The organism is Flavobacterium cupriresistens (assembly GCF_020911925.1).
Classification (GTDB): domain Bacteria; phylum Bacteroidota; class Bacteroidia; order Flavobacteriales; family Flavobacteriaceae; genus Flavobacterium; species Flavobacterium cupriresistens.
Genome location: NZ_CP087134.1, coordinates 945989 through 967708, shown reverse-complemented (window position 1 = coordinate 967708; position 21720 = coordinate 945989). Strand labels below are relative to the sequence as shown.

Annotated in this window: 22 protein-coding genes; 11 read left to right on the top strand and 11 right to left on the bottom strand. The window is 36.4% G+C overall.

What is annotated here, in order from left to right:
- From hemB to hemA, 8 genes are all read right to left on the bottom strand, one after another.
- Positions 1 to 996, bottom strand: coding sequence for a porphobilinogen synthase (gene hemB, locus LNP23_RS04360; RefSeq protein ID WP_230003979.1), 996 nt, complete (start codon positions 994 to 996; stop codon positions 1 to 3).
- Positions 997 to 1099: 103 nt separating this feature from the next.
- Entirely contained in the window at positions 1100 to 2023 is a 924-nt protein-coding gene (gene hemF / locus LNP23_RS04355; RefSeq protein ID WP_230003977.1) for an oxygen-dependent coproporphyrinogen oxidase, read from the bottom strand.
- Positions 2013 to 2564: a GNAT family N-acetyltransferase gene (locus LNP23_RS04350; protein ID WP_230003975.1), complete on the bottom strand. Its 552-nt coding sequence runs from the start codon at positions 2562 to 2564 to the stop codon at positions 2013 to 2015. The genes hemF and LNP23_RS04350 overlap by 11 nt, the downstream gene beginning before the upstream one ends.
- Positions 2565 to 2566: 2 nt before the next feature.
- Entirely contained in the window at positions 2567 to 2944 is a 378-nt protein-coding gene (locus LNP23_RS04345; RefSeq protein ID WP_230003973.1) for a hypothetical protein, read from the bottom strand.
- 109 nt (positions 2945 to 3053) lie between these two features.
- On the bottom strand, positions 3054 to 4079 hold the full coding sequence (hemE, locus tag LNP23_RS04340) for a uroporphyrinogen decarboxylase (RefSeq protein ID WP_047776893.1): 1026 nt from the start codon (positions 4077 to 4079) through the stop codon (positions 3054 to 3056).
- A gap of 56 nt (positions 4080 to 4135) precedes the next feature.
- Entirely contained in the window at positions 4136 to 4801 is a 666-nt protein-coding gene (locus LNP23_RS04335) for a uroporphyrinogen-III synthase (RefSeq protein ID WP_230003971.1), read from the bottom strand.
- Entirely contained in the window at positions 4801 to 5724 is a 924-nt protein-coding gene (gene hemC, locus LNP23_RS04330; RefSeq protein ID WP_047776896.1) for a hydroxymethylbilane synthase, read from the bottom strand. Before hemC ends, LNP23_RS04335 begins: the two co-directional genes overlap by 1 nt.
- A gap of 383 nt (positions 5725 to 6107) precedes the next feature.
- The gene (hemA, locus tag LNP23_RS04325) at positions 6108 to 7358 is read right to left on the bottom strand and encodes a glutamyl-tRNA reductase (protein ID WP_047777096.1); all 1251 of its coding nucleotides are present in this window, start codon (positions 7356 to 7358) and stop codon (positions 6108 to 6110) included.
- A 227-nt stretch (positions 7359 to 7585) separates the two neighbouring features.
- Between hemA and LNP23_RS04320 the strand changes: the two genes are divergently transcribed.
- The 8 genes from LNP23_RS04320 to LNP23_RS04285 all read left to right on the top strand — a co-directional run bounded on the left by LNP23_RS04320 (position 7586) and on the right by LNP23_RS04285 (position 14695).
- Positions 7586 to 8458, top strand: a complete 873-nt coding sequence (locus LNP23_RS04320; RefSeq protein WP_047776898.1) for an AraC family transcriptional regulator — start codon at positions 7586 to 7588, stop codon at positions 8456 to 8458.
- 213 nt (positions 8459 to 8671) lie between these two features.
- Positions 8672 to 9697 (top strand): ferrochelatase, encoded by a 1026-nt coding sequence (hemH, locus tag LNP23_RS04315; protein ID WP_230003969.1) that lies wholly within the window; start codon positions 8672 to 8674, stop codon positions 9695 to 9697.
- A gap of 8 nt (positions 9698 to 9705) precedes the next feature.
- The gene (locus tag LNP23_RS04310; protein ID WP_230003967.1) at positions 9706 to 10719 is read left to right on the top strand and encodes a PDDEXK nuclease domain-containing protein; all 1014 of its coding nucleotides are present in this window, start codon (positions 9706 to 9708) and stop codon (positions 10717 to 10719) included.
- A gap of 5 nt (positions 10720 to 10724) precedes the next feature.
- The gene (locus tag LNP23_RS04305) at positions 10725 to 11273 is read left to right on the top strand and encodes a CopD family protein (protein ID WP_047776901.1); all 549 of its coding nucleotides are present in this window, start codon (positions 10725 to 10727) and stop codon (positions 11271 to 11273) included.
- A gap of 149 nt (positions 11274 to 11422) precedes the next feature.
- Positions 11423 to 12838, top strand: coding sequence for an ATP-binding protein (locus LNP23_RS04300; protein WP_230005134.1), 1416 nt, complete (start codon positions 11423 to 11425; stop codon positions 12836 to 12838).
- A gap of 10 nt (positions 12839 to 12848) precedes the next feature.
- Positions 12849 to 13631 carry an enoyl-CoA hydratase/isomerase family protein gene (locus LNP23_RS04295; RefSeq protein ID WP_230003965.1) on the top strand — a complete coding sequence of 261 codons (783 nt, stop codon included), beginning with the start codon at positions 12849 to 12851 and terminating at the stop codon, positions 13629 to 13631.
- Between the two features lie 71 nt (positions 13632 to 13702).
- Complete coding sequence (locus LNP23_RS04290; RefSeq protein ID WP_047776905.1) at positions 13703 to 14104, top strand: hypothetical protein; 402 nt, start codon at positions 13703 to 13705, stop codon at positions 14102 to 14104.
- Positions 14105 to 14167: 63 nt separating this feature from the next.
- The gene (locus LNP23_RS04285; protein ID WP_230003964.1) at positions 14168 to 14695 is read left to right on the top strand and encodes a hypothetical protein; all 528 of its coding nucleotides are present in this window, start codon (positions 14168 to 14170) and stop codon (positions 14693 to 14695) included.
- 41 nt (positions 14696 to 14736) lie between these two features.
- Here the strand turns inward: LNP23_RS04285 and LNP23_RS04280 are convergent, their stop codons facing one another.
- The 3 genes from LNP23_RS04280 to LNP23_RS04270 form a co-directional block, all read right to left on the bottom strand.
- Positions 14737 to 15390: a metal-dependent transcriptional regulator gene (locus tag LNP23_RS04280; protein WP_047776909.1), complete on the bottom strand. Its 654-nt coding sequence runs from the start codon at positions 15388 to 15390 to the stop codon at positions 14737 to 14739.
- Between the two features lie 91 nt (positions 15391 to 15481).
- A complete protein-coding gene (locus LNP23_RS04275; protein WP_230003962.1) occupies positions 15482 to 17353 on the bottom strand; it encodes an Nramp family divalent metal transporter in 1872 nt (623 codons plus the stop codon).
- 74 nt (positions 17354 to 17427) lie between these two features.
- Entirely contained in the window at positions 17428 to 17817 is a 390-nt protein-coding gene (locus tag LNP23_RS04270; RefSeq protein WP_047776913.1) for a Fur family transcriptional regulator, read from the bottom strand.
- Between the two features lie 82 nt (positions 17818 to 17899).
- On the opposite strand from LNP23_RS04270, the gene LNP23_RS04265 reads away from it, so the two are divergent.
- From LNP23_RS04265 to LNP23_RS04255, 3 genes are all read left to right on the top strand, one after another.
- Positions 17900 to 18244: a MerC domain-containing protein gene (locus tag LNP23_RS04265; protein WP_047776915.1), complete on the top strand. Its 345-nt coding sequence runs from the start codon at positions 17900 to 17902 to the stop codon at positions 18242 to 18244.
- 5 nt (positions 18245 to 18249) lie between these two features.
- On the top strand, positions 18250 to 19161 hold the full coding sequence (locus tag LNP23_RS04260; protein WP_230003960.1) for an NAD(P)/FAD-dependent oxidoreductase: 912 nt from the start codon (positions 18250 to 18252) through the stop codon (positions 19159 to 19161).
- Positions 19162 to 19410: 249 nt separating this feature from the next.
- A complete protein-coding gene (locus tag LNP23_RS04255; protein ID WP_230003958.1) occupies positions 19411 to 21696 on the top strand; it encodes a TonB-dependent receptor in 2286 nt (761 codons plus the stop codon).
- The last annotated feature ends 24 nt before the right edge of the window (positions 21697 to 21720 follow it).

The window sequence follows — 21720 nt, the reverse complement described above, 5'->3', positions numbered from 1 at the left end:
TTATTTATTTAAAAGTATGGAGGCTTCTTTAGCAAAATAAGTCGAAATTAAACTGGCTCCCGCGCGTTTGATACACATTAACTGTTCCATCATGATTTTATCATGGTCTAACCAACCTCTTTCTGCGGCTGCTTTAATCATGGCATATTCTCCCGAAACATGGTACACGGTAACAGGAACGTTCACAGCGTTTTTTATTTCACGAACAATATCCAAATAGGCAATTCCCGGTTTTACCATAACCATATCAGCTCCTTCTTCTACATCCCATAAAGCTTCTTTGATAGCCTCAATACGGTTGGCATAATCCATTTGATAGGTCTTTTTATCTTTTGGAACTACCACATCAGCTTCTCTTGGTGCAGAATCTAATGCATCGCGAAATGGACCGTAAAAAGCAGAAGCATATTTAGCCGAATAACTCATGATACCCACATTATGAAAACCGGCTGCATCTAAGCCTTCTCTTAAGCGCAAAACACGTCCGTCCATCATATCACTCGGGGCGACAAAATCGGCTCCGGCCTGAGCGTGAGAAACGGCCATTTTGACCAAAGCTTCAACGGTGCTGTCATTTTCTACATCGCCATTGGTTATAATTCCGTCATGACCGTAGATAGAATAAGGATCTAAAGCTACATCCGGCATAACAATCATTTCAGGACAAGCTGCTTTGATGGCACGAATGGCCTGTTGCATCAATCCGTCTTTGTTCCAGGCTTCTTTACCAGTATTGTCTTTTAAGTTTTCGCTGACTTTTACATAAATGTTAACGGCGCGAATCCCCAAAGCATAAACTTCTTTGACTTCTTCAACGGTTAAATCAATTGATCTGCGATAAATTCCCGGCATAGAAGGAATTTCTACTTTTACATTTTCGCCTTCAGCAATAAACATAGGAAACATAAAGTCTGATGGACTCAAAGTGGTTTCGCGGACTAAAGAACGAATGGATTCATTTACTCTTAATCTTCTGCCTCTGTGTAATGGGAACATATAATTTTAGATTTTTGGATTTTAGATTTTAGATTTTGACTTCTTGAAATCATAAGTCATGGATCTGCTTTCTTAAAATCGTGTTGTTGTTTAGTTTTATATTTTAAATCCAATCAATCGGATTTTCAAGAACATTTAATAATTTCTCTTCCTCACTTCCCGTTTCCGGATGATGATCGTAAACCCACTGCACATGAGGAGGTAAACTCATCAGTATACTTTCGATTCTTCCGTTGGTTTTTAAACCGAATAAAGTGCCTTTGTCATGAACTAAATTAAATTCAACATAACGGCCACGACGGATTTCCTGCCAGTTTCTTTGTTCAGGTGTGTATGGAAGATTTTTTCTTCTTTCTGCAATCGGAACGTAAGCTTCAAGGAAACTATTTCCCACTTCACTGACAAAATTGAACCAGTTTTCCATTGACATCTGTTCATTTGCTTTGCAATAATCAAAGAACAAACCGCCTAGTCCGCGAGCCTCATTTCGGTGTGCATTCCAGAAGTAAGTATCACATTGCTTTTTATATTTTGGATAAAACTCCGGATTGTGTTTGTCACAGGCTGTTTTACAGGTTTGGTGAAAGTGTTTTGCATCGTCTTCGAACAAATAATAGGGCGTTAAATCCTGACCACCACCAAACCATTGCTCGATTACTTTTCTTGGTTCTGTACTGAGCGAAGATGAAGTATCATACATTTCGAAGTAACGCCAGTTGGCATGAACTGTAGGAACCATTGGGTTTTTTGGGTGTAAAACCAAACTTAGTCCGCAGGCAAAAAAATCTGCTTCGCCAACACCAAACATCTTTTGCATGGCTTCCGGTAATTTTCCGTGAACGGCTGAAATGTTGACACCACCTTTTTCAAAAACAGCTCCATTTTCGATCACGCGGGTTCTTCCGCCACCACCTTCCGGACGTTTCCAAAGATCTTCACGGAATTTTGCAGTTCCATCAACGGCTTCTAATCGGGCGCAAATCTGATCTTGTAGTTTTTGTATGTAGGCGTAAAATTTATCTTTCATTGTTTTCGTATTCTGATTTAAGCAAGCCGAAATAAACGGTGTTCTGCAATTCGCCAGCACCGTTTCTAAATTCGTCGCGTAAAATTCCTTCTTGTTTGAAGTTGTTTTTTAATGCAATCTGCTGACTTGCGAAATTAATTTCTGAAGTACAGATGAAAACTTTATTCATCAATAATTCATTGAAACAAAAATCAAGCGCATCAGACGCCATTTTTGATATTATTCCTTTTCCCTGAAAATCTTCGTCAATGAAATAACCGAGTTCGCATTTAGAGTTGCGATAATCTATAGACTTTACACACAGATAACCAATTAAAGCATTGGTTTCGATTGCTCTTGCGAAAAAGAAATAACCTTCTTTGTTTTTCTCTTTCTCAAGATTGACAGTCAGGAAGCCCTCTGTTTTCTTTAGCGTGTCAGAGTTGGCCAGTGTTAGCGGAAAGGTTTGTGCAATATGACTTTTATTCTTGTCAATAAGTTGGTAGAACTCTTGGGGAAGAATGTTTTTAATTCGGTCAGTTTTCCAATCGGTATTACTCATCTCTATTTGTTTTTAGCAGCAGTGATTTTAGTATTAATTCCAAAAGAAAAGACCTTGCTTTCCTGCTGGATGTATTGATAAACAGCCAAAGCTTTTTCGTGAAAAGTGTAACCTTCGGCTTTGGAAAAATGCATTAGAAAATCAGCAAATTGTTCGAGATGATCCCAGTCAAAATGAAGTCGGAGCAATAAGGTGATCAAATCTTCATTTGAATAATCAACCAATGTTTCGATCTTTAAACCGAATTCTTTTAATTGATTATCGAGGTCAATTTTATCTGAGTTGCTTAATGGTTGAGGTACAAAAACAATAGTTCGCAACGTTTTTAAAACATTATCGATTCTAATTTTTTCCTCGTCTCGTAAACCTTTGTTAAGCATGATTTATAGCGTTTTCAGTCCCGGTCTCAGTCCCAGTCTCAGTCTCGGTCTCAGTTTTCAGTTTGTTAAGAGATAACTGAAAACTGAGACTGAGACTTAAAACTGCAAACTAATTCCCGTATTCCTTCACCGCGTCAATAAATGCCTTGGCGTGATCTACAGGGATATTTGGTAAAATTCCGTGACCTAAATTTACGATGTATTTATCTTTTCCGAATTCGTCGATCATTTCGTGAACCATTTTCTTGATGGTTGGAATTGGAGAAAATAATCTTGACGGGTCAAAATTTCCTTGAAGTGTGATGTTTCCACCAGACAAGTAACGTGCATTTCTTGCAGAACAAGTCCAATCTACACCCAAAGCCGAGGCTTTACTTTTACCCATTTCACCTAAAGCAAACCAACATCCTTTTCCGAAAACAATAACCGGAGTAACCTCTGCCAAAGCATCAATAATTTGGTTGATGTATTTCCATGAGAATTCCTGATAATCAACCGGAGAAAGCATTCCTCCCCAAGAATCAAAAATCTGAACGGCATTAACACCTGCTTTTACTTTTTCTTTTAAGTATAAAATGGTAGTGTCTGTAATTTTTTGCAATAAAGTATGTGCTGCAACCGGGTTCGAAAAACAGAATCCTTTCGCAGTATCAAAACTTTTAGAACCTTTTCCTTCAACAGCATAACAGAAAATTGTCCAAGGTGAACCGGCGAAACCAATTAAAGGCACTTCGTCGTTCAACATTTCTTTAGTCAATTTAATGGCATCAAAAACATACCCTAAAGTTTCATTCACATCCGGAACAAAAACCTGATTTACTTGCTCCATTGTGCGAATTGGATCCGGAATAATTGGGCCCAGGTTATCTTTCAATTCAACGTGAATTCCCATAGCGCGAGGTACCACCAAAATATCCGAAAACAAAATAGCAGCATCGGGAGCAATTCTGCGAATAGGCTGAACCGTTATCTCTGCAGCCAATTCCGGAGTTTCACAACGGGTAAAGAAATCGTATTTATCACGTAAAGCTCTAAATTCCGGTAAATATCTTCCTGCCTGACGCATCATCCATACGGGTGGACGTTGAACAGTTTCTCCTTTTAATGCTCTTAAAAATAGATCGTTTTTTAACATGTTTTTTATTTTTACACCTAACAGGTTTTTAAAATCGGTTAGGTGTTGTGTTATAATTATTTATATTCGTTGATCACATCTTCAATCACATCCTCAATAGTAGGCTGATCGGCGATTATGATGTTTTTTGTAATTTTCTCTAATGCTTGAGCTGTAGTTTCTCCGATACAGAAACAAGTCTCTTTCTTGATTGTGTTCTCTTTTAAATAACTATCAACGCCCGAAGGACTAAAAAACAAAATAGCATCTGCCGTGGTTTTTATCTTCTGTGGAGTTAATGAAGTTTCATAAACCTGAATCTCATTTAGCTTTACATTGGCATCTTTTAAAGCTTTAGGCAACGTTTCTCTACGAAGATTTCCGCTGAAAAAAGTATAGCTTTCCTGAGAATAGATCAAGGTGATGATCTCAGCCAAGTCCGAGGCATAACCAGTGTAAGCGACAACGTTGAATCCGCTATCGGATAAAAGAATCTTAGTTTTTAACCCAACGCAAAAAACATTTTTAGACTTTAATTTTTCACAATTTGGATCTGCTAAAATACTGTGAACAGCATTTTGACTGGTGAAAATCAAATTGTCGTTAAGGTCTTTAATCTCAAAAGGTTTGTTTGCGGTTTGTATAAAATCGGCTTCGATAAGTTCAAGACCGGCTTTTTGCAGTTCTTGCTTTTGAATGTTCGAAAGCGTTTTAGTCGACAGTATTTGAATTGATTTTGTCATTATTTTTTCAGAGATTCTTTAATTGTTTGCATCAATTCGGTTCCGCCATTGTTCAGGATTTCCTGAGCGGCAAAGAATCCTAGTTTTTTCCATTCTTCAATTCCAACAGTTTTGTTGATTTCCAGTTTTTGTTTTCCATCAATAGAAAGTAGAACACCTTGAAAGTGAAGGGTGTCTTCATCTTCATTATACGTGACCAAAGCTCCAATTGGCGCAGTACAACCACCTTCTAAGGTTCTTAAAAACTGACGCTCGATATAGGTACAAATTTCAGTTTCAATATGATTTAATTGGGATAATGCATCCAGAGTATAATTGTCATTTTCCATTGCCACGACAAGCATTGCTCCTTGAGCCGGCGCAGGAATCATCCAATCTAAATCGATACAGTTTTGCGGTTTTAGGTTGATGCGCTCCAAACCTGCAGCGGCAAAAACAGCTCCATCCCAGTTATTGTCTTGTAATTTTTGCATGCGGGTGTTTACGTTTCCACGTAAGTCAACCACAGTATGATTAGGATATTTATTGAACCATTGCGCCTGACGTCTAAGACTTCCGGTGGCGATGGTACTTGGTGTAGTAAAATCAGGATTTCCTTTATGAACTAAAATATCCAGCACATTGGCTCTTTCCAGAACTGCCGCCTGAACGATTCCTTTTGGCAAAGCGGTCGGAACGTCTTTCATCGAATGTACCGCAATATCAACATCACCATTAATCATAGCAATGTCTAAGGTTTTGGTGAAAATTCCTGTAATTCCAAGTTCGTAAAGAGGTTTGTCGAGAATAATATCACCGGTAGATTTTACCGCTACAATTGAGGTTTCATAACCTAAATCGTTAAGTTGTTTTTCGACGGTATGTGCTTGCCAAAGTGCTAATTCGCTATCGCGCGTTCCAATTCTTATTACTTTTTTGTTCATTATTGTTTTTTTAAACCATATAAGTTATGTAAGCTCATTTAAGTTTCGCGTGACATAGTGTTAGCGGCTTTTTATTTGAATTTGCATAACTTATTTTTTTAACCGTATAAGTTCTATAAGCTCATTTAAGTTTTGCGCAACATAGTGTTAGCGGTTTTTTATTTGAATTTGTATAACTTATTTTTTTAAACCATATAAGTTATGTAAGCTCATTTAAGTTTTGCGCAACATAGTGTTAGCGGCTTTTTATTTGAATTTGCATGACTTATTTTTTTTACCATTTAAGTTATATGAGCTCATTTAAGCTTTCCGCAAGATGATAGTAGCGGCTTTTTTTAAAATGAACTTATATAACTTATATGGTTTAAATATTTTCTCAAGCTTTATGAAGCCTTTATTTTGAAGACTTTCTCGATCCATTCGATGCTTTCATCGACCATGGTGTTGTCGTCTTTTAAGTGATTGGCAAAATGAGTGGTGATTTTCTGAATGATTCTTGCACTGATGATTTCAGCTTGTTCTTCATTAAAATCAGTTATTTTTCTGCTTTGAAAATCCAGTTCTGAATTTTTTATGGCATTCAGTTTTTCTTTTAAAGCATTAATGGTAGGAGCAAATTTTCTTCCTTTAGTCCAGGTTATAAATTCTTCCTTTACCTCTTCGATAATCGCTTCTGCTGCAGGAATGTGCAGTTTACGGTTTTCTAAAGTTTCGTCTGTCAGCTGAGACAAATAATCCATGTGGATTAAAGTAACACCTTCTAAATCCTCTACATTTTCATCTACATTTTTCGGAATAGAAAGATCCAGAATTAATAATGGTTTTTTAAGATTTAGAATCGCTTTGTCAACCGTTGGGTTCTGAGCTCCTGTTGCCACAACAACAACATCGGCTTTTTGAAGTTCAAGGTGTAATTCTGAGTAGTCTTTAACAATCAGATTTAGTTTTCCGGCCAATTTCTCGGCTTTGTCTTTTGTTCTGTTAATTAAAGTGATATGTTCGTTTTTGGTATGTTTTACGAGATTTTCGCAAGTATTTCTTCCGATTTTTCCGGTTCCGAACAACAAGATGTTTTTATTACTGATGTCGGCAACATTTTTAAGAATGTATTGTACAGATGCAAAAGAAACCGAAGTAGCACCTGAACTGATTTCCGTTTCGTTTTTGATTTTCTTACTCGCCTGAATGACTGCATTTACCAATCTTTCTAAAAAAGCATTGGCCAAATTCATTGATTTTGAATGCGAAAAGCTGGTTTTTATTTGAGAGATAATTTCGAAGTCACCCAAAATCTGACTGTCTAATCCTGTTCCTACGCGAAACATATGATTAATCGCTTCCTGATTTTTATAAACAAAACCCACCTTTTGAAAGGCATCAACAGAACCATTGCTGTTATCGCAGATTAGCTTTATCAATTGAAACGGGTGTTCTGCAAAACCATAAATTTCAGTTCTGTTGCAGGTCGAAGTTACGATTAAGCTTTCGATCCCTTCGTTTTTGGCTTGTTCTAATAGACGCGTTTTGGCAATTGCGTCCAAACTAAATTTACCTCTGACCTCTGCATCGGCTTTTTTGTAACTCAGACCAACTGAGTAAAAATAAAGATGTTTTGGTGCGTTGTTGTTTTCCATAAATCCACTTTCATAAAAGTGCAACAAAATTATCATTATAGCTTTTATAAAAGTAACGCTCAAAGTACTTTTTGTGTCGCTATATGTTTTTTTGATTCTAAACAGCTGTTTTTATGCAAAAAGGATTATTTTTGTAGCAAAATCAAGTTGTTAGAATTGATTTGTTTAGAGTCATTCTAAATAAGATTTTGTTTTTTAAGCAATTTATCCTTCAAAAAAATATCGCTATGAGTTCTCAGGAAATTATAAAAATTGAAGACGATTTTACGCTAATCCGTTTTCAGAATGACAGTCCGGAGCCATTTTTTGCACAGCATGAAGTTGGTAGTGGTCTGATACAGTTTCACTTCGGTATAAAAGGGAACGCTAAATTTTTATTCAATCAGGGTAATTATGCTTTGGAATTGAAGGAAGAAAAATCGCTGCTTTTATACAATCCGCAGAAAGAATTACCACTTCATTTAGAACTTGCTCCAAATTCATGGGTGATTTCTGTAATTGTTTCAATAAAGAAATTTCATGCGTTATTTTCTGCCGAAGCTGATTATATTACTTTTTTAAGTCCTGATAATAAGGATAAAAAGTATTATAACGAGGGAAATATTAGTCCGTCTATGGCGATTGTATTGAGTCAGTTGTTTCATTATAATCTGCATCCGTCTATTAAAAATCTGTATTATAAAGGAAAAGGATACGAATTGTTGAGTCTGTATTTTAACAGAACCGAAGACCCAAATGCAGAGCAATGTCCGTTTTTGATTGATGAAGACAATGTTTTGAAAATCAGGAAAGCCAAAGAAATCATTATAGCCAATATGGCCGAACCACCAGGTTTACAAGAACTGGCGGATGAAATTGGATTGAATTTGAAGAAACTAAAGATGGGTTTCAAACAAATTTACGGCGATACCGTTTATGGTTTTCTGTTTGATTACAAAATGGATTTCGCCAGAAAACTACTTGACAGCGGTTCTTATAATGTAAACGAAGTTGGATTGAAAATTGGTTACAGTACAGGAAGTCACTTTATTGCGGCGTTCAAGAAAAAGTTTGCCACAACTCCAAAAAAATATTTGATGTCGATTAATACAAATGTTTAGGTTTTTTGCCACTAATTGCACGGATTTACACGAATGTACAATCTGCTGAAACGGCATAAAAGAATCTAAGAGATTGTTTTTTGATATTCAACAATAAATAAAAAATAACATTTATCATATTTCTAAAAAGTTGTAAGAGCTACTTTTGAAGAAAATTTAATTAAACAAAAGCTTAAAGCCTAGGGCTTAAAGCCTAAAGCAATAAAAAAGATAATGAAAGGCGTATTATTAGTAAACTTAGGATCTCCGGACAGTCCAACTGCAAAAGACGTAAAACCTTATTTAGATGAATTTTTAATGGATAAATACGTGATTGATGTTCCGTATTTATTGAGAGCCTTTTTGGTTAGAGGTATTATTCTAAGAAAAAGACCGGAAGAATCGGCACATGCCTATGCAAAAATTTGGTGGGATGGAGGCTCACCATTAGTAGTGCTTTCCGAGAGAATGAAGAAAAAAGTACAACCTTTAACGGCTGTCCCGGTTGCACTAGCGATGCGTTACGGATCGATGACAATCGAAAAAGGACTTCAGGAATTGCACGACAAAGGAGTTACTGAGGTATTGCTTTTTCCGCTGTACCCGCAATATGCGATGGCTTCGACTTTGACCATTTTAGTGTTAGCAGAAGAGATTCGTAAGAAGAAATTTCCAAACATGAAGTTTACGGATGTTCCTGCGTTTTACAACAAACCGGATTACATTAAAAACGTTGCCGATTCTATTGAGAAAAATCTAAAAGGGTTTGATTACGATCAGTTGGTTTTTTCTTATCACGGAATCCCGGAACGTCACGTTCGTAAAACAGATAAAACAAAATCACATAAAAAGTTTGTTACTAACGAAATGTGTTGCGAAGTCGGAACTCCCGAAGCGGAATTTTGCTACAGAACACATTGTTATGAAACGACACGTCTGGTAATAGAGCGATTAGGAATTCCAAAAGACAAATATTGTGTGACTTTCCAGTCCAGATTGGCCGGTGATAAATGGCTTGAGCCTTATACAGATGTCGAAATCGACAAAATGCCTTCAAGAGGAATTAATAAAATTGCAGTTGTAACCCCTGCCTTTGTTACCGATTGTTTAGAAACACTGGAAGAAATTGCAATGCGTGCCAAAGAAGACTTTGAAGCCAACGGAGGGAAAGAGTTTTTGGCCATTCCATGTTTGAATGATGATGACGAGTGGTGCGAGACAGTTAGTAACTGGATTAATGATTGGGCCCAGGTTAAATAAAATTAACAATGAAAAATTTGCCCACAAATTATCATCAAACACTTCTTCTATTAAAAGAGAGAATTAAACTTGCTCAATATCAAAGTTTATCTCTTGTTAATACAGAGTTGATTTCGATGTATCTTGATTTTGGAAGAGTGCTTTCTGAGAAATTAAAGTCAGGGTGGGGAGAAAGTATAGTCGATAATTTGTCTAAAGATTTACAATCAGAATACGTTGGAGTTAAAGGGTTTTCTTCCCGAAATTTGAGAAGAATGAGGCTTGTTTTTGAGGAGATAGAGCATAATTCAATTTGGTCACAGCTTGTGTCCAAAATACCTTGGGGACATACAAATGTTATATTTTCTAAAGTAAAGGATTCCGAAAAAAGAACTTTTTATCTTCAAAAATGCCAAGAAAGAGGTTGGAGTAGAGCTGTTTTAGAAGAAGAAATAAAATTTGATAGTTTTACAAAAACAAATGAATTTCAGAATAACTTTTCCACAAGAGTATCAGAGAGCAAATTAATTGAATATAGGTTAGAATTTAAAGATGAATACAATTTATCGTTTTTAAATCTTGAAGATATACATAGCGAACGAGAATTGGAGAATGCAATTGTAAATAATATCACAAAAACATTAGGACAGTTTGGTAATGATTTTGCTTTTATGGGAAGGCAGTTTAGACTTGAATTGGATGAAAAGGAATATTTTGTTGATATTCTTTTTTATCATAGAAAATTGAAATCAATGATTGCAATTGAACTTAAAACTTCAGAATTTAAACCGGAACATAGCCAACAACTTAATTGGTACTTACAATTATTAGATAAAACAATAAAATATCCTGAAGACAATCAAAGTATAGGAATATTACTTTGTAAAACGAAGAGTAAATTGACTGTTGAGTACGCATTAGAAATGGCTAATAAACCAATGGGTGTAGCGACATATAGTTACCGTCAATTGCCCGAAGACATTGCGAGATATCTTCCTACTGAACAAGAATTTGAAAGCATACTAAAATCTAATTTTGAATAATAATAATGGAATATTATAATTACCTAAAATCCTTACATCTTATTTTTGTAATTACCTGGTTTGCGGGATTGTTTTATATTGTACGTTTGTTTGTATATCAAATAGAAGCCAACGAAAAGCCTTCTCCTGAAAAGGAAATTTTACAGGCGCAATATAAAATTATGGCCTACCGTTTGTGGTATATTATCACATGGCCGTCTGCAGTTTTGGCAAGTATTTTTGCTTTTTGGATGCTGTTTTTTACAGATTTAGGAAACGCCTGGCTCAAAATGCCGTGGATGCACGTTAAATTGTGTTTCGTGTTTTTGTTGTATTTGTATCACGGCAAGTGCCATCAGATTTTCAAGCAATTGCAAAACGATGAGGTGAAATACACCAATAATTTTATGCGTTTGTGGAATGAAGGGGCAACGATTATATTATTCGCAGTCGTTTTTTTAGTAGTGCTAAAAAGCGCGATCAACTGGATCTACGGTGTAATCGGAATCATGGCATTCTCGATTTTAATCATGTTAGGTTTTAGATTTTATAAAAGAATTCGAGAGAAGAAATAGAGTTTTTGTTTCAGGTTCAAAGTTTCAAGTTGTTATTCTCAAGAACCTGAAACCTGAAACCTGAAACTTTGAACCTGAAACAAAAAAAAACTATGTTGAACAACTTCAAAATGTCGATGCTTTCTTTGCGTACCAGGATTTTCCTGTCGATGATTGTATTGATTGTTGTGGCATCTTTTTTATTGGCGTCTATTTCGATTATTCAGTTTAAAAATGAAGCCAAAGAATACCATCAGGAACGTTTAGAGCGCAAGGAAAATGCGGTAAAAGAACACATCAATTATGTGTTGTCGACTACAACTTATCCGCTGAAAACCGGGAATCTGGATTTAATTTTTAAAGATAAAATCCACGAATTAGCTCAGATTCATAAAATTGAGATCAATATTTACAGTTTGGACGGAAAATTGCTAAAATCGTCCAAAGAGTCTTTTGCTGTGGATAAAGCACCACCGCCAATTCCGGAATACATTCTTAAATTGGTTCGCTCTTCTATCGAAAAGCGTTTTGTAGATATCAAAACCATCGATGGAGTCAAGAACAGATCTTCCTATAGCTTAATTAAGGACGAAAAATTCAAACCCTTGGGGATTTTGAATCTCCCTTACCTCGAAGATGACGGCTATTATGACAATGAATTAAACACCTTTTTGATTCGTTTGAGTCAGGTGTACTCGTTTATGCTTCTGGTAGCTTTTGCCTTAGCCTACTTTTTATCGACCTATATTACGAAATCATTGAAAACCATTTCAGACCGATTGGAAGAAACCAATTTAGATCAGAAGAATGAGAAAATTGTTTTGGAGGCGAATAGCAAAGAAGTAAACTTCCTGATCAAAGCCTATAATGGAATGGTGGATAAACTGGAGACCAGTGCTATAAAACTTGCCCAGAGTGAGCGGGAAGAAGCATGGAGGGAAATGGCAAAGCAGGTGGCGCATGAGATTAAAAATCCGCTAACGCCAATGCGTCTGACGGTGCAGAGTTTTCAACGAAAGTTCGATCCCACAGTTCCCGATGTCAAACAAAAGCTGAATGATTACTCCGAAACGCTGATTCAGCAAATTGATACCATGACGGCCGTGGCTTCGGCATTTTCGAATTTTGCATCTATGCCGGCGCAACAGAACGAAACCTTAAATGTAGTGGAGGTTGTGGAGTTGGCATTGGATATTTTTAATGAAGATTATATCGTCTTTGAAAGTCAGGAAGAGGAAATTATCTCTAAAATGGATCGTACACAATTGATCCGTGTGATTACCAATCTGGTTAAAAATGCCACACAAGCTATTCCGGAGAATCAAACTCAGAAATCTATTTTAGTTACCGTGAAACGTCGGAATAATAATGTTGAAATAGCGGTAAAAGATAATGGAGTTGGAATTCAAAAACAGGATACCAGCAGAATTTTTGAACCCAAGTTCACCACCAAAACTAGCGGAATGGGTCTTGGACTAGGAATTATAAAAAACATAATCGAAAATTACAAAGGAACAATTACCTTTGAATCAACATATGGAAAAGGAACTACATTCAGAGTTTCTTTACCAATCATAAACTCTTAAAATAAGCGTCATGAACTACGAGAATCTTTTAATTTCTATTGAAGAAAATATTGCAACCGTTACTATTAACAGGCCAACGAAACTAAATGCGTTAAACAAAGCGACGATTAGTGACCTGAATAAAGCTATAAAATTGTTAGGTAAAAATAACGATGTCAGAGTTATTGTTTTGACCGGAAGCGGCGAAAAAGCATTTGTGGCGGGAGCCGATATTTCAGAATTTGCAAATTACACGATTATTGAAGGCGCACAATTGGCTGCCGAAGGACAGGAAGCGTTGTTTGATCATATTGAGAATTTGAAAAAACCGGTTATCGCTGCTGTCAATGGTTTCGCTTTAGGCGGAGGATTGGAATTAGCGATGGCATGTCATTTTAGAGTAGCCTCAGAGAATGCTAAAATGGGATTACCTGAAGTAAGTCTGGGACTAATTCCGGGATATGGAGGAACACAACGTTTGCCGCAGCTTGTTGGTAAAGGACGAGCGATGGAATTAATAATGACAGCCGGAATGCTTACTGCCGAAGAAGCTAAACAATACGGTTTAGTAAACCATGTAGTCCCTCAGGCAGAACTTTTAGAATTTACTAAAGGAATTGCACAAAAAATCATCAAAAATGCTCCTTTTGCAATCAGTAAAGCCATCAAGTCTATCAATGCGAATTTTGTGGATGGTAAAAATGGTTTTGAAACTGAAATAAAGTCATTCGGAAAATGTTTCGGAACGCAGGATTTTAAAGAAGGAACTACCGCTTTTTTGGAGAAAAGAAAACCTGAATTTACAGGGAAGTAATAAAAATATTTAACCGCAAGGTTCGCTAAGCTTTGCGAATCTCGCGGTTAAAAAAACAAATAATAATTATCATGTCCTACGAACCAATATTTGCTCTTTTCAGCGAACGCGTGAAAGAAAGCATTCAAAGCGGCACCTTTGCCAAATTAACTTTAGCCAAAACCATTGGTGATACCGAGATCAAAAACATCTATTTCAGATTGGTTCTGAATGAAGATAATACCTATTCGATATCGTTAACAACCCGTTATAAAACCGAAGAAATAGAAAGTATCCATACTTTAGACGAGGCTTTATTGGTGCTAGGTTCGTATATTAAAAACCCATTTTTGACGGCACTTTTATTCACAACCGACAATGACCTGACGTTTAAAGTCAACAAGAAAAATGCCGGTAGCATCATCGAGCAACCGCCGACTTTTAAAAATGCTTCGCCCGTAATGCTTGAAATGATTGAGAAAGGGATTGTTTAAGTGTTATTGAACAGCATGGTGCGTTAGAATAAATCATAAAATTATAATTTAAGTTTACCCCAAATGAAGAAAAGAATTACTCTTTTTATGTTGGCATTGATTTTTGCTTCTGCAACGGTTTCTGCTCAAACGAAAATGAAAGAATATAAAGCAGGACATACTTTTACCGTTAATTTGCCTGACTATATGAATAAAACGGCCGGTATAAATACATCATCGGCTATTGAATACAAAAGCGAAGTCAAAGAAACCTATGGGTTTGTAATCTATGATTTGAAAGAAGATTTGAGTCTTGTAGAGTTAAATTATGCTTCGGCAAATGACTTTTATGAGGACTTTATGAAGGATTTCCTTAGTGATGTAGAGAAAAAAACGGTTTCGACTCCTGTTTCAAAGAAGATCAATGAAACCAATTTTCTGGAAGCCGATATTAGCTATTATGATAAAGATGCCGCGATGGATATTTATTATTTAGTGGGAATTGTTGAAACTAAAAAAGCTTTTTATAAAGTGTTTTCATGGACTTCAACGGCAAATAAAGACAAGTTCAAGGGCGATTTTCAAAAGATACTTTACAGCTTGAAAGATTAAAAAAAATCCCAAAACTTTAAGTTTTGGGATTTTTTTTGTTTCTAAACCAGTTTCACAAACAAATTAGAAGCAATTTTATTAGAAATCGATAATTCTCTACCGTCGACCTTTATTTTTACTGATAAATCAAAAGACTCTTTCGACAAGAGTTCAATTTTAGAGCCCAAAGCAATTTCCTGTTTGTCCAGATATTTTAAAAACTCCGAAGAGGTGTCTTTTACGCCGACACAAACGCCAATTTGACCTTCGTTTAACTCTGACAGCAGATGTTTCTCAATTTTAACGATACGACCGTTAGCATCCGGAATAGGATCACCGTGCGGGTCTTCTGTTGGGTTTCCAAGAAAATCATCCAGACGGTTGATCAGTTGCTCGGATTTAATATGTTCTAACTGTTCTGCAATATCGTGGACTTCATCCCAACTGAAATTTAATTTTTCAACTAGAAATACTTCCCACAAACGATGTTTTCTAACGATCATCTTGGCAGCCAGTTTGCCGTTTTCCGTCAAAGAAACGCCTTGGTATTTTTTATAATTTACTAAATCCTTTTCGGACAGCTTTTTAAGCATATCTGTAACCGATGAAGCTTTGGTCTCCATCATTTCGGCAATAGCATTTGTGCTCACTTCTGTTTCTAAAGAAGCAGTAAGGTGGTATATCGCTTTTAAGTAGTTTTCTTCTGAGAAAGTCATTCTTTTTTAAGGTTCTAAGCGGCTGAGATGCTGAGGTTCTGAGTGTAAAGATTTAAAATCTTAGTCACTTAGTAACTCAGAATCTTAGCCGCTATTTTTTAACAATCAACAAAGGTATTGAAATTTTATGACGCAGTTTGTCTACTGTTGTGCCAAAAAGAAGATCCTTTAGACCCGTATGTCCATGGGTTCCCATTACCAAAATATCAAAATCACCTTCATTTATAATTTTTGCGATAATCGTATTGGGTTTTCCAAATCCAAGCTCGGTTTTGATTTTAAATCCTTTTTTGGAAAGCATTTCTTTGTATTCCAATAATAATTTTTCATCAATAGTAGTTTCATGATCTTGTATTTCGACGCCGTACATTAAAGCGCCAACCGTTTCTACAATATGAATTAAGGTATATTGCGTGTCAATGCCCCCCAATTCAAAGGCTTTGTTTAATGCGGGCTCGTCAGCATTTGAGAAATCGACCGAAATGGCTATGTTCTTAATCGTTTGGTTTTCTTTTGGCGAAAACTGTAATTTTAAATGATGAGGGGAGTGGTTCACAATCTTGTTTTTTACCTTAGCGATAAAAGGTCCAACCACGATATAAAGCAGTAAAGCAAGGAATGCGAAAGCCAATGGAACAACGGTAAGCCATAGCACTATTGGATTGCTGGAGTTTTCAAGCCAGGAAGTAATTTCATCGTATACTAATTTTGCATTCAATGAAACTATAATCGCCGCAATAATCCACGAAACTACCTGTGTCGTTCTGGAAATATGAAAACCGTTCATTTTTGATTTATCACTCACAAAATGAATCAGAGGGATAATCGCAAAACCCAATTGCAAACTTAAAATGACCTGACTTAGAATCAATAGTTTTCCGGTGACGCTTTCACCATAAATTAAAATAACGATAACGGCAGGAATAATGGCAATTAAACGCGTAAGGATACGACGAACCCAAGGCTGAATACGCAAATGGAGATAGCCTTCCATTACAATCTGTCCGGCCAGCGTTCCGGTAACCGTAGAACTTTGTCCTGCTGCAATCAATGCAACAGCAAATAAAATGGGAGCCCACTTGGTTCCCAACAGCGGTTCCAGAAATTGATGTGCATCCTGAATTTCGGCTACTTCAAACATACCGTTTTTATGAAAAGTTGCCGCCGCAAGAATCAAAATGGCTGCATTTACAAAAAAGGCCAGATTTAAAGCAATGGTCGAATCGATGAAATTGTATTTTAAAGCTTGTTTGATACCTGCCGGTGTTCGGTCAAATTTTCTGGTTTGCACCAAAGAGGAGTGTAGGTATAAATTGTGAGGCATTACAGTTGCCCCAATAATTCCGATGGCGATATACAAAGCAGCAGAATTTGGTATAGAAGGAATGAGGCCTTCGAGCACTTTATGCATTTCCGGTTCTGCAAAAATCATTTCAAAAATAAAAGAGAAGCCGATAATGGCAACCAAAGCAATAATGAAGGCTTCCATCTTGCGAATTCCTTTATTGATCAGGAAAAGCAGTAAAAAGGTATCTAAAACGGTAATTAAAACCGCTTCGAGAAGCGGAATGCCAAATAACAGATTAATTCCGATCGCCATTCCGAGAACTTCTGCCAGATCACAAGCTGCAATAGCAATTTCTGCCAGAAAGTATAAAATGTAATTGATGTATTTAGAGTAGGTTTCTCTCGAAGCTTGCGCCAGATCGCGCTGTGTCACAATTCCAAGTCGGGCACTTAGGCTTTGAAGTAGTAAAGCCATCAAATTACTCATAAGCAAAACCCAAACCAGGGTGTAGCCAAACTGACTCCCTCCCGCAATATCGGTAGCCCAGTTTCCGGGGTCCATGTAACCTACACTTACTAAGTATGCCGGACCGAAGAAGGCTAATATTTTTCTGAATCCTGTTTTTTTATTCTCGGTGGGAACCGATTGGTTTACTTCTTCTAAAGATTTGGTCATTGTCAAAATATTGATTTTCCAAATATATAGAAAAATTGCATTCGCTCAACAATATTTTTAGACAAGTCTAAAAGTTAAATGTTAGAATTTAAACAATTGGGACACAAACCTGATAACGTAAAGTTAATATCATTTACTTTATAGTTGTGCGGAATAATGTAACTTGGTTTTACATTTTCAAGGCAGGTTATTTCGTGGCAATTTTCACAGCTGAAATGAGCGTGATTATGAATGTGTACTGGATGTGCATGATGGCATTTGGCATATTTTACCGTACCGTCAAGATCTACAATTTTATGAACGATATCGTCATTTACAAGACGATCCAATATTCTGTAAATAGTAACACGATCACACAAATCTGCTGTTAGTTTGTGAATTTCTGTATGTGACAATGCCGTTTTCGATTCGGTGAGAATCTGTGTAACGGCCGTCTTTGCGGTAGTATTTCTAGTGTTTTTCATTCTAAATCAATTAAATATATTAACGCAACAATGTTGCGATTGAAATAATTTTATATATTTGCATTAAGCAAAAGTACGAGAAATGAAGAAAACGACCATGGCCCTTTACGATATTTTAGGAATTTCGAGCGCTACCATTTGTTTGGTGCATTGCTTGCTCTTTCCTTTGCTAACCATTCTGCCATTAGGATTAACTCACAATCCTTTTATCGATTTGGTTTTTGCTTCAATTGGACTTTTTGCGATTTTAAAAATAATTAAAAAATCGAACCTTTTGGTCTCCAGCATTTTTATTATTTCTATGGCCATGATTTGGATCAGTGTTTTGGTCGATATTTTTTTGGAAATTCATCTTGATTGGATTTTTTTTGGAGGAATAGGGATGATTGTGGGACATTTTTTGAATTATAAATCACATAAAAGATAACAATTATGGCACAGCAAAATCATTTTGAAGTTATTGTTGTAGGAGGAAGTTACAGCGGACTAGCTGCCGCGATGAGTCTGGGGCGTTCTTTGCGTGAGGTTTTGGTGATAGATAGTGGACTGCCATGTAACAGACAAACACCCTATTCGCATAATTTTATTACACAGGATGGAGAGAAGCCGGCAACTATTTCGAAGAAAGCCAAAGAAGAGATTAGCTCTTATGATACGGTTCAATTTCATAACGAATTAGCGGTTAGCGCTATTAGAATAGAAAATGGTTTTGAACTTAAAACAGAATCAGGAAAAACGTTTACAGCAAAGAAAATTCTTTTCGCAACCGGAATAAAAGATTTGATTCCGAATATTAATGGCTTTGGTGCCTGTTGGGGAATCTCCGTTTTGCATTGCCCGTATTGTCATGGTTATGAAGTGAAAGGTGAGAAAACAGCGGTTATTGCCAACGGTGATCTGGGTTTTGAATATGTGAAGATGATTTCAAACTGGACAAAAGAGCTTAGTTTGCTAACAAACGGAAAAGCAAATTTTAGTATAGCGCAAATGGAGTTGCTTCAAAAACATGGAATTAAGATCATTGAAGAGGAGATTGATTCATTTCTTCATGAAAACGGAAGCATTCGTGAGGTAGTTTTCAAAAACAAATCAAAAATTAAAGTAAAGGCGGTTTATGCCAAAGTTCCTTTTGTACAGCACTGTCCCTTACCTGAAATTTTAGGGTGTGAATTGACCGAGCAAGGTTTGCTAAAAGTAGATCTGTTGCAGCGGACCAATATCCCCGGAATTTATGCCAGTGGGGATAGTACCATTCAGGCACGATCTGTTGCAATGGCAGTTTCTTCAGGCTCTTTTGCAGGAGCTTCAATTAATAGAGAACTTATCGATGAAAGTTTCGTTTAAGGATCTCCTTATTCTTTTATAACACATGGAATCATAATTTCCTTTACTTAATTAAAAGGGGTTTTGTTTTTTAAAGGTTACAGAGTTAAATAGGTTTTTGGTTAGGTTTAGCTCGGTTTTTCTTATGATTCTGTGTGTTTTTTCTTTTATCCAAACCCACTAAATGATTTCATTTTTAAGTTTTTAGCCTTGTAAACATTATTTGTCAAATTTAATTTTTAGATTTGCCTAAAAATTAATTTATATAGAATGAAATATTTATTTTTAGTCTTGTTTTTATTTTCTGCGAAAATGGTTCATTCGCAAACTATTTCGGGAAAGGTAAACAGGGATAATGACGCTCAATTGATTAAAATTACCTTGTTAAATACTGCATTTAAAACAGAAGCTGATAGTTTAGGGTATTATAAATTGGAGAGCATTCCTCAGGGAGAATATAAAATTCAGGTTACCTCTATGGGATTTAAACCCGTAACTCAAAGGATTTTGGTTGCAGAGAATGAAAAACTGAATCTTGATTTTGAATTAAAAGACAACGATAACGAACTCAATGAAGTGGTGGTTTCCGGAACTCTAAAACCCGTAAAGCGATTAGAAAGTGCCGTTCCGGTTGAGGTTTATTCTACGGTTTTCTTCAAGAAAAACCCAACGCCTAGTATTTATGAGGCACTTCAAAATATAAACGGTGTTCGGCCTCAGTTGAATTGTGGGGTCTGCAATACGGGAGACATTCATATTAATGGTCTTGAAGGACCATATACTTTGATTTTAATTGACGGGATGCCAATTGTGAGTAGTCTATCAACGGTTTATGGACTATCCGGAATTCCAAATTCGCTTGTAGAACGCATTGAAATCGTAAAAGGCCCGGCTTCCTCCTTGTACGGAAGTGAGGCTGTGGGAGGCTTGATCAATATCATTACCAAAAATCCGACTAACGCGCCGTTGTTTTCTGCTGATGTTTTTACGACTTCCTATTTAGAAACCAATGTCGATTTAGGAATGAAATTCAATCCGTCAAAAAAAGCAACAACGCTTTTAGGGGTTAATTACTTCAATTACAATCAGATTATCGATAAGGATCGTGATAATTTTACCGATGTAACCTTGTCAGAACGAATTTCAGTTTTTAATAAGTGGAGTTTTTTGAGAGACAATAACCGTTTGTTTACCATTGCTGCAAGAGGAATGTACGAAGATCGCTGGGGTGGAGATGTGCGTTGGGAGAAGAAATTCCGCGGAGGGGATGAAATTTATGGAGAAAGCATTTACACCAAAAGAGGAGAATTAATAGGAAGTTATCAATTGCCTTTTGAAGAAAAATTGATGGTGTCTTTCTCCGGAAATGTGCATTATCAGGACAGTCGCTACGGAACGACCTCTTATATCGCCAATCAGAAAATTGGATTTTTGCAATTGACCTGGGATAAAAAAATGGGTAGAAACGATTTTCTGGCCGGAATTGCCAATCGTTATTCTTACTACGACGACAATACAACCGCAACTAAAGAAGCCGAAAGTACCTGGTTACCCGGAATTTTTGTTCAGGATGAAATCACGATTTCTCCAAAAAGTCAGGTTTTGTTAGGAATGCGATACGATTACAATTCGATTCACGGTTCTATTTATACTCCCAGAGTAGCCTATCGATGGAAGAAAAATCCAAACACTATTTTCAGATTGAACGCGGGAACCGGATTTCGGGTAGTGAATCTATTTACCGAAGACCACGCAGCACTTACTGGCTCCAGAGATGTGGTGATCAAAAGTGATTTAAAACCGGAGCGATCCGTTAATGTGAATCTGAATTACATACAGAAAATCAATTTTGGAAACGGAACTTTTATGGGGATCGAAACAACGGCTTTTTATACTCGATTCAGTAATAAAATTGTTTCAGATTACGAAAGCGATCCGAATAAAATCATTTACGATAACATCAATGGTTATGCGTTAAGTCAGGGAATCAGTACGAATGTGGATCTTAATTTTCCATCAGGTTTAAAGTTTATTGTTGGTGCAACGCTACTGGATAATAAAAATGTAGAAAATGGAGTTTCGGCAACACCTTTTTTAACCGAGAAATTCACAGCAACCTGGAGTGTTTCATATAAAATAGATTCACTAAATTTATTGTTGGATTATACGGGGAATGTGTACAGCCCGATGAAGTTACCTTTATTAAGTGATTTAGACCCGAGAAGCCCGAAATCGCCGTGGTATAGTATTCAGAACATTCAGTTTACGTATTTCGGATGGAAGAATTTTGAAGTGTACGGGGGAATTAAAAACCTGTTGAATTTTACACCAAAACGCAATAATCCCTTTTTGATTTCAAGAACAAATGATCCTTTCGATAAAAATGTGCAAACATCAGATGGAACAAATGTTGGCTTAAATGGACAAGTAGTTCCAAAAGGGCAAATTGTGACTACTTCAGATAATCCGTACGGTTTGACTTTTGACACAACTTATGTTTATGGACAAAACCAAACCATTAGAGGCTTCTTTGGTTTGAGATATAATTTAAAGTAGGGATTTAAGTTGCCATTTAAAAAT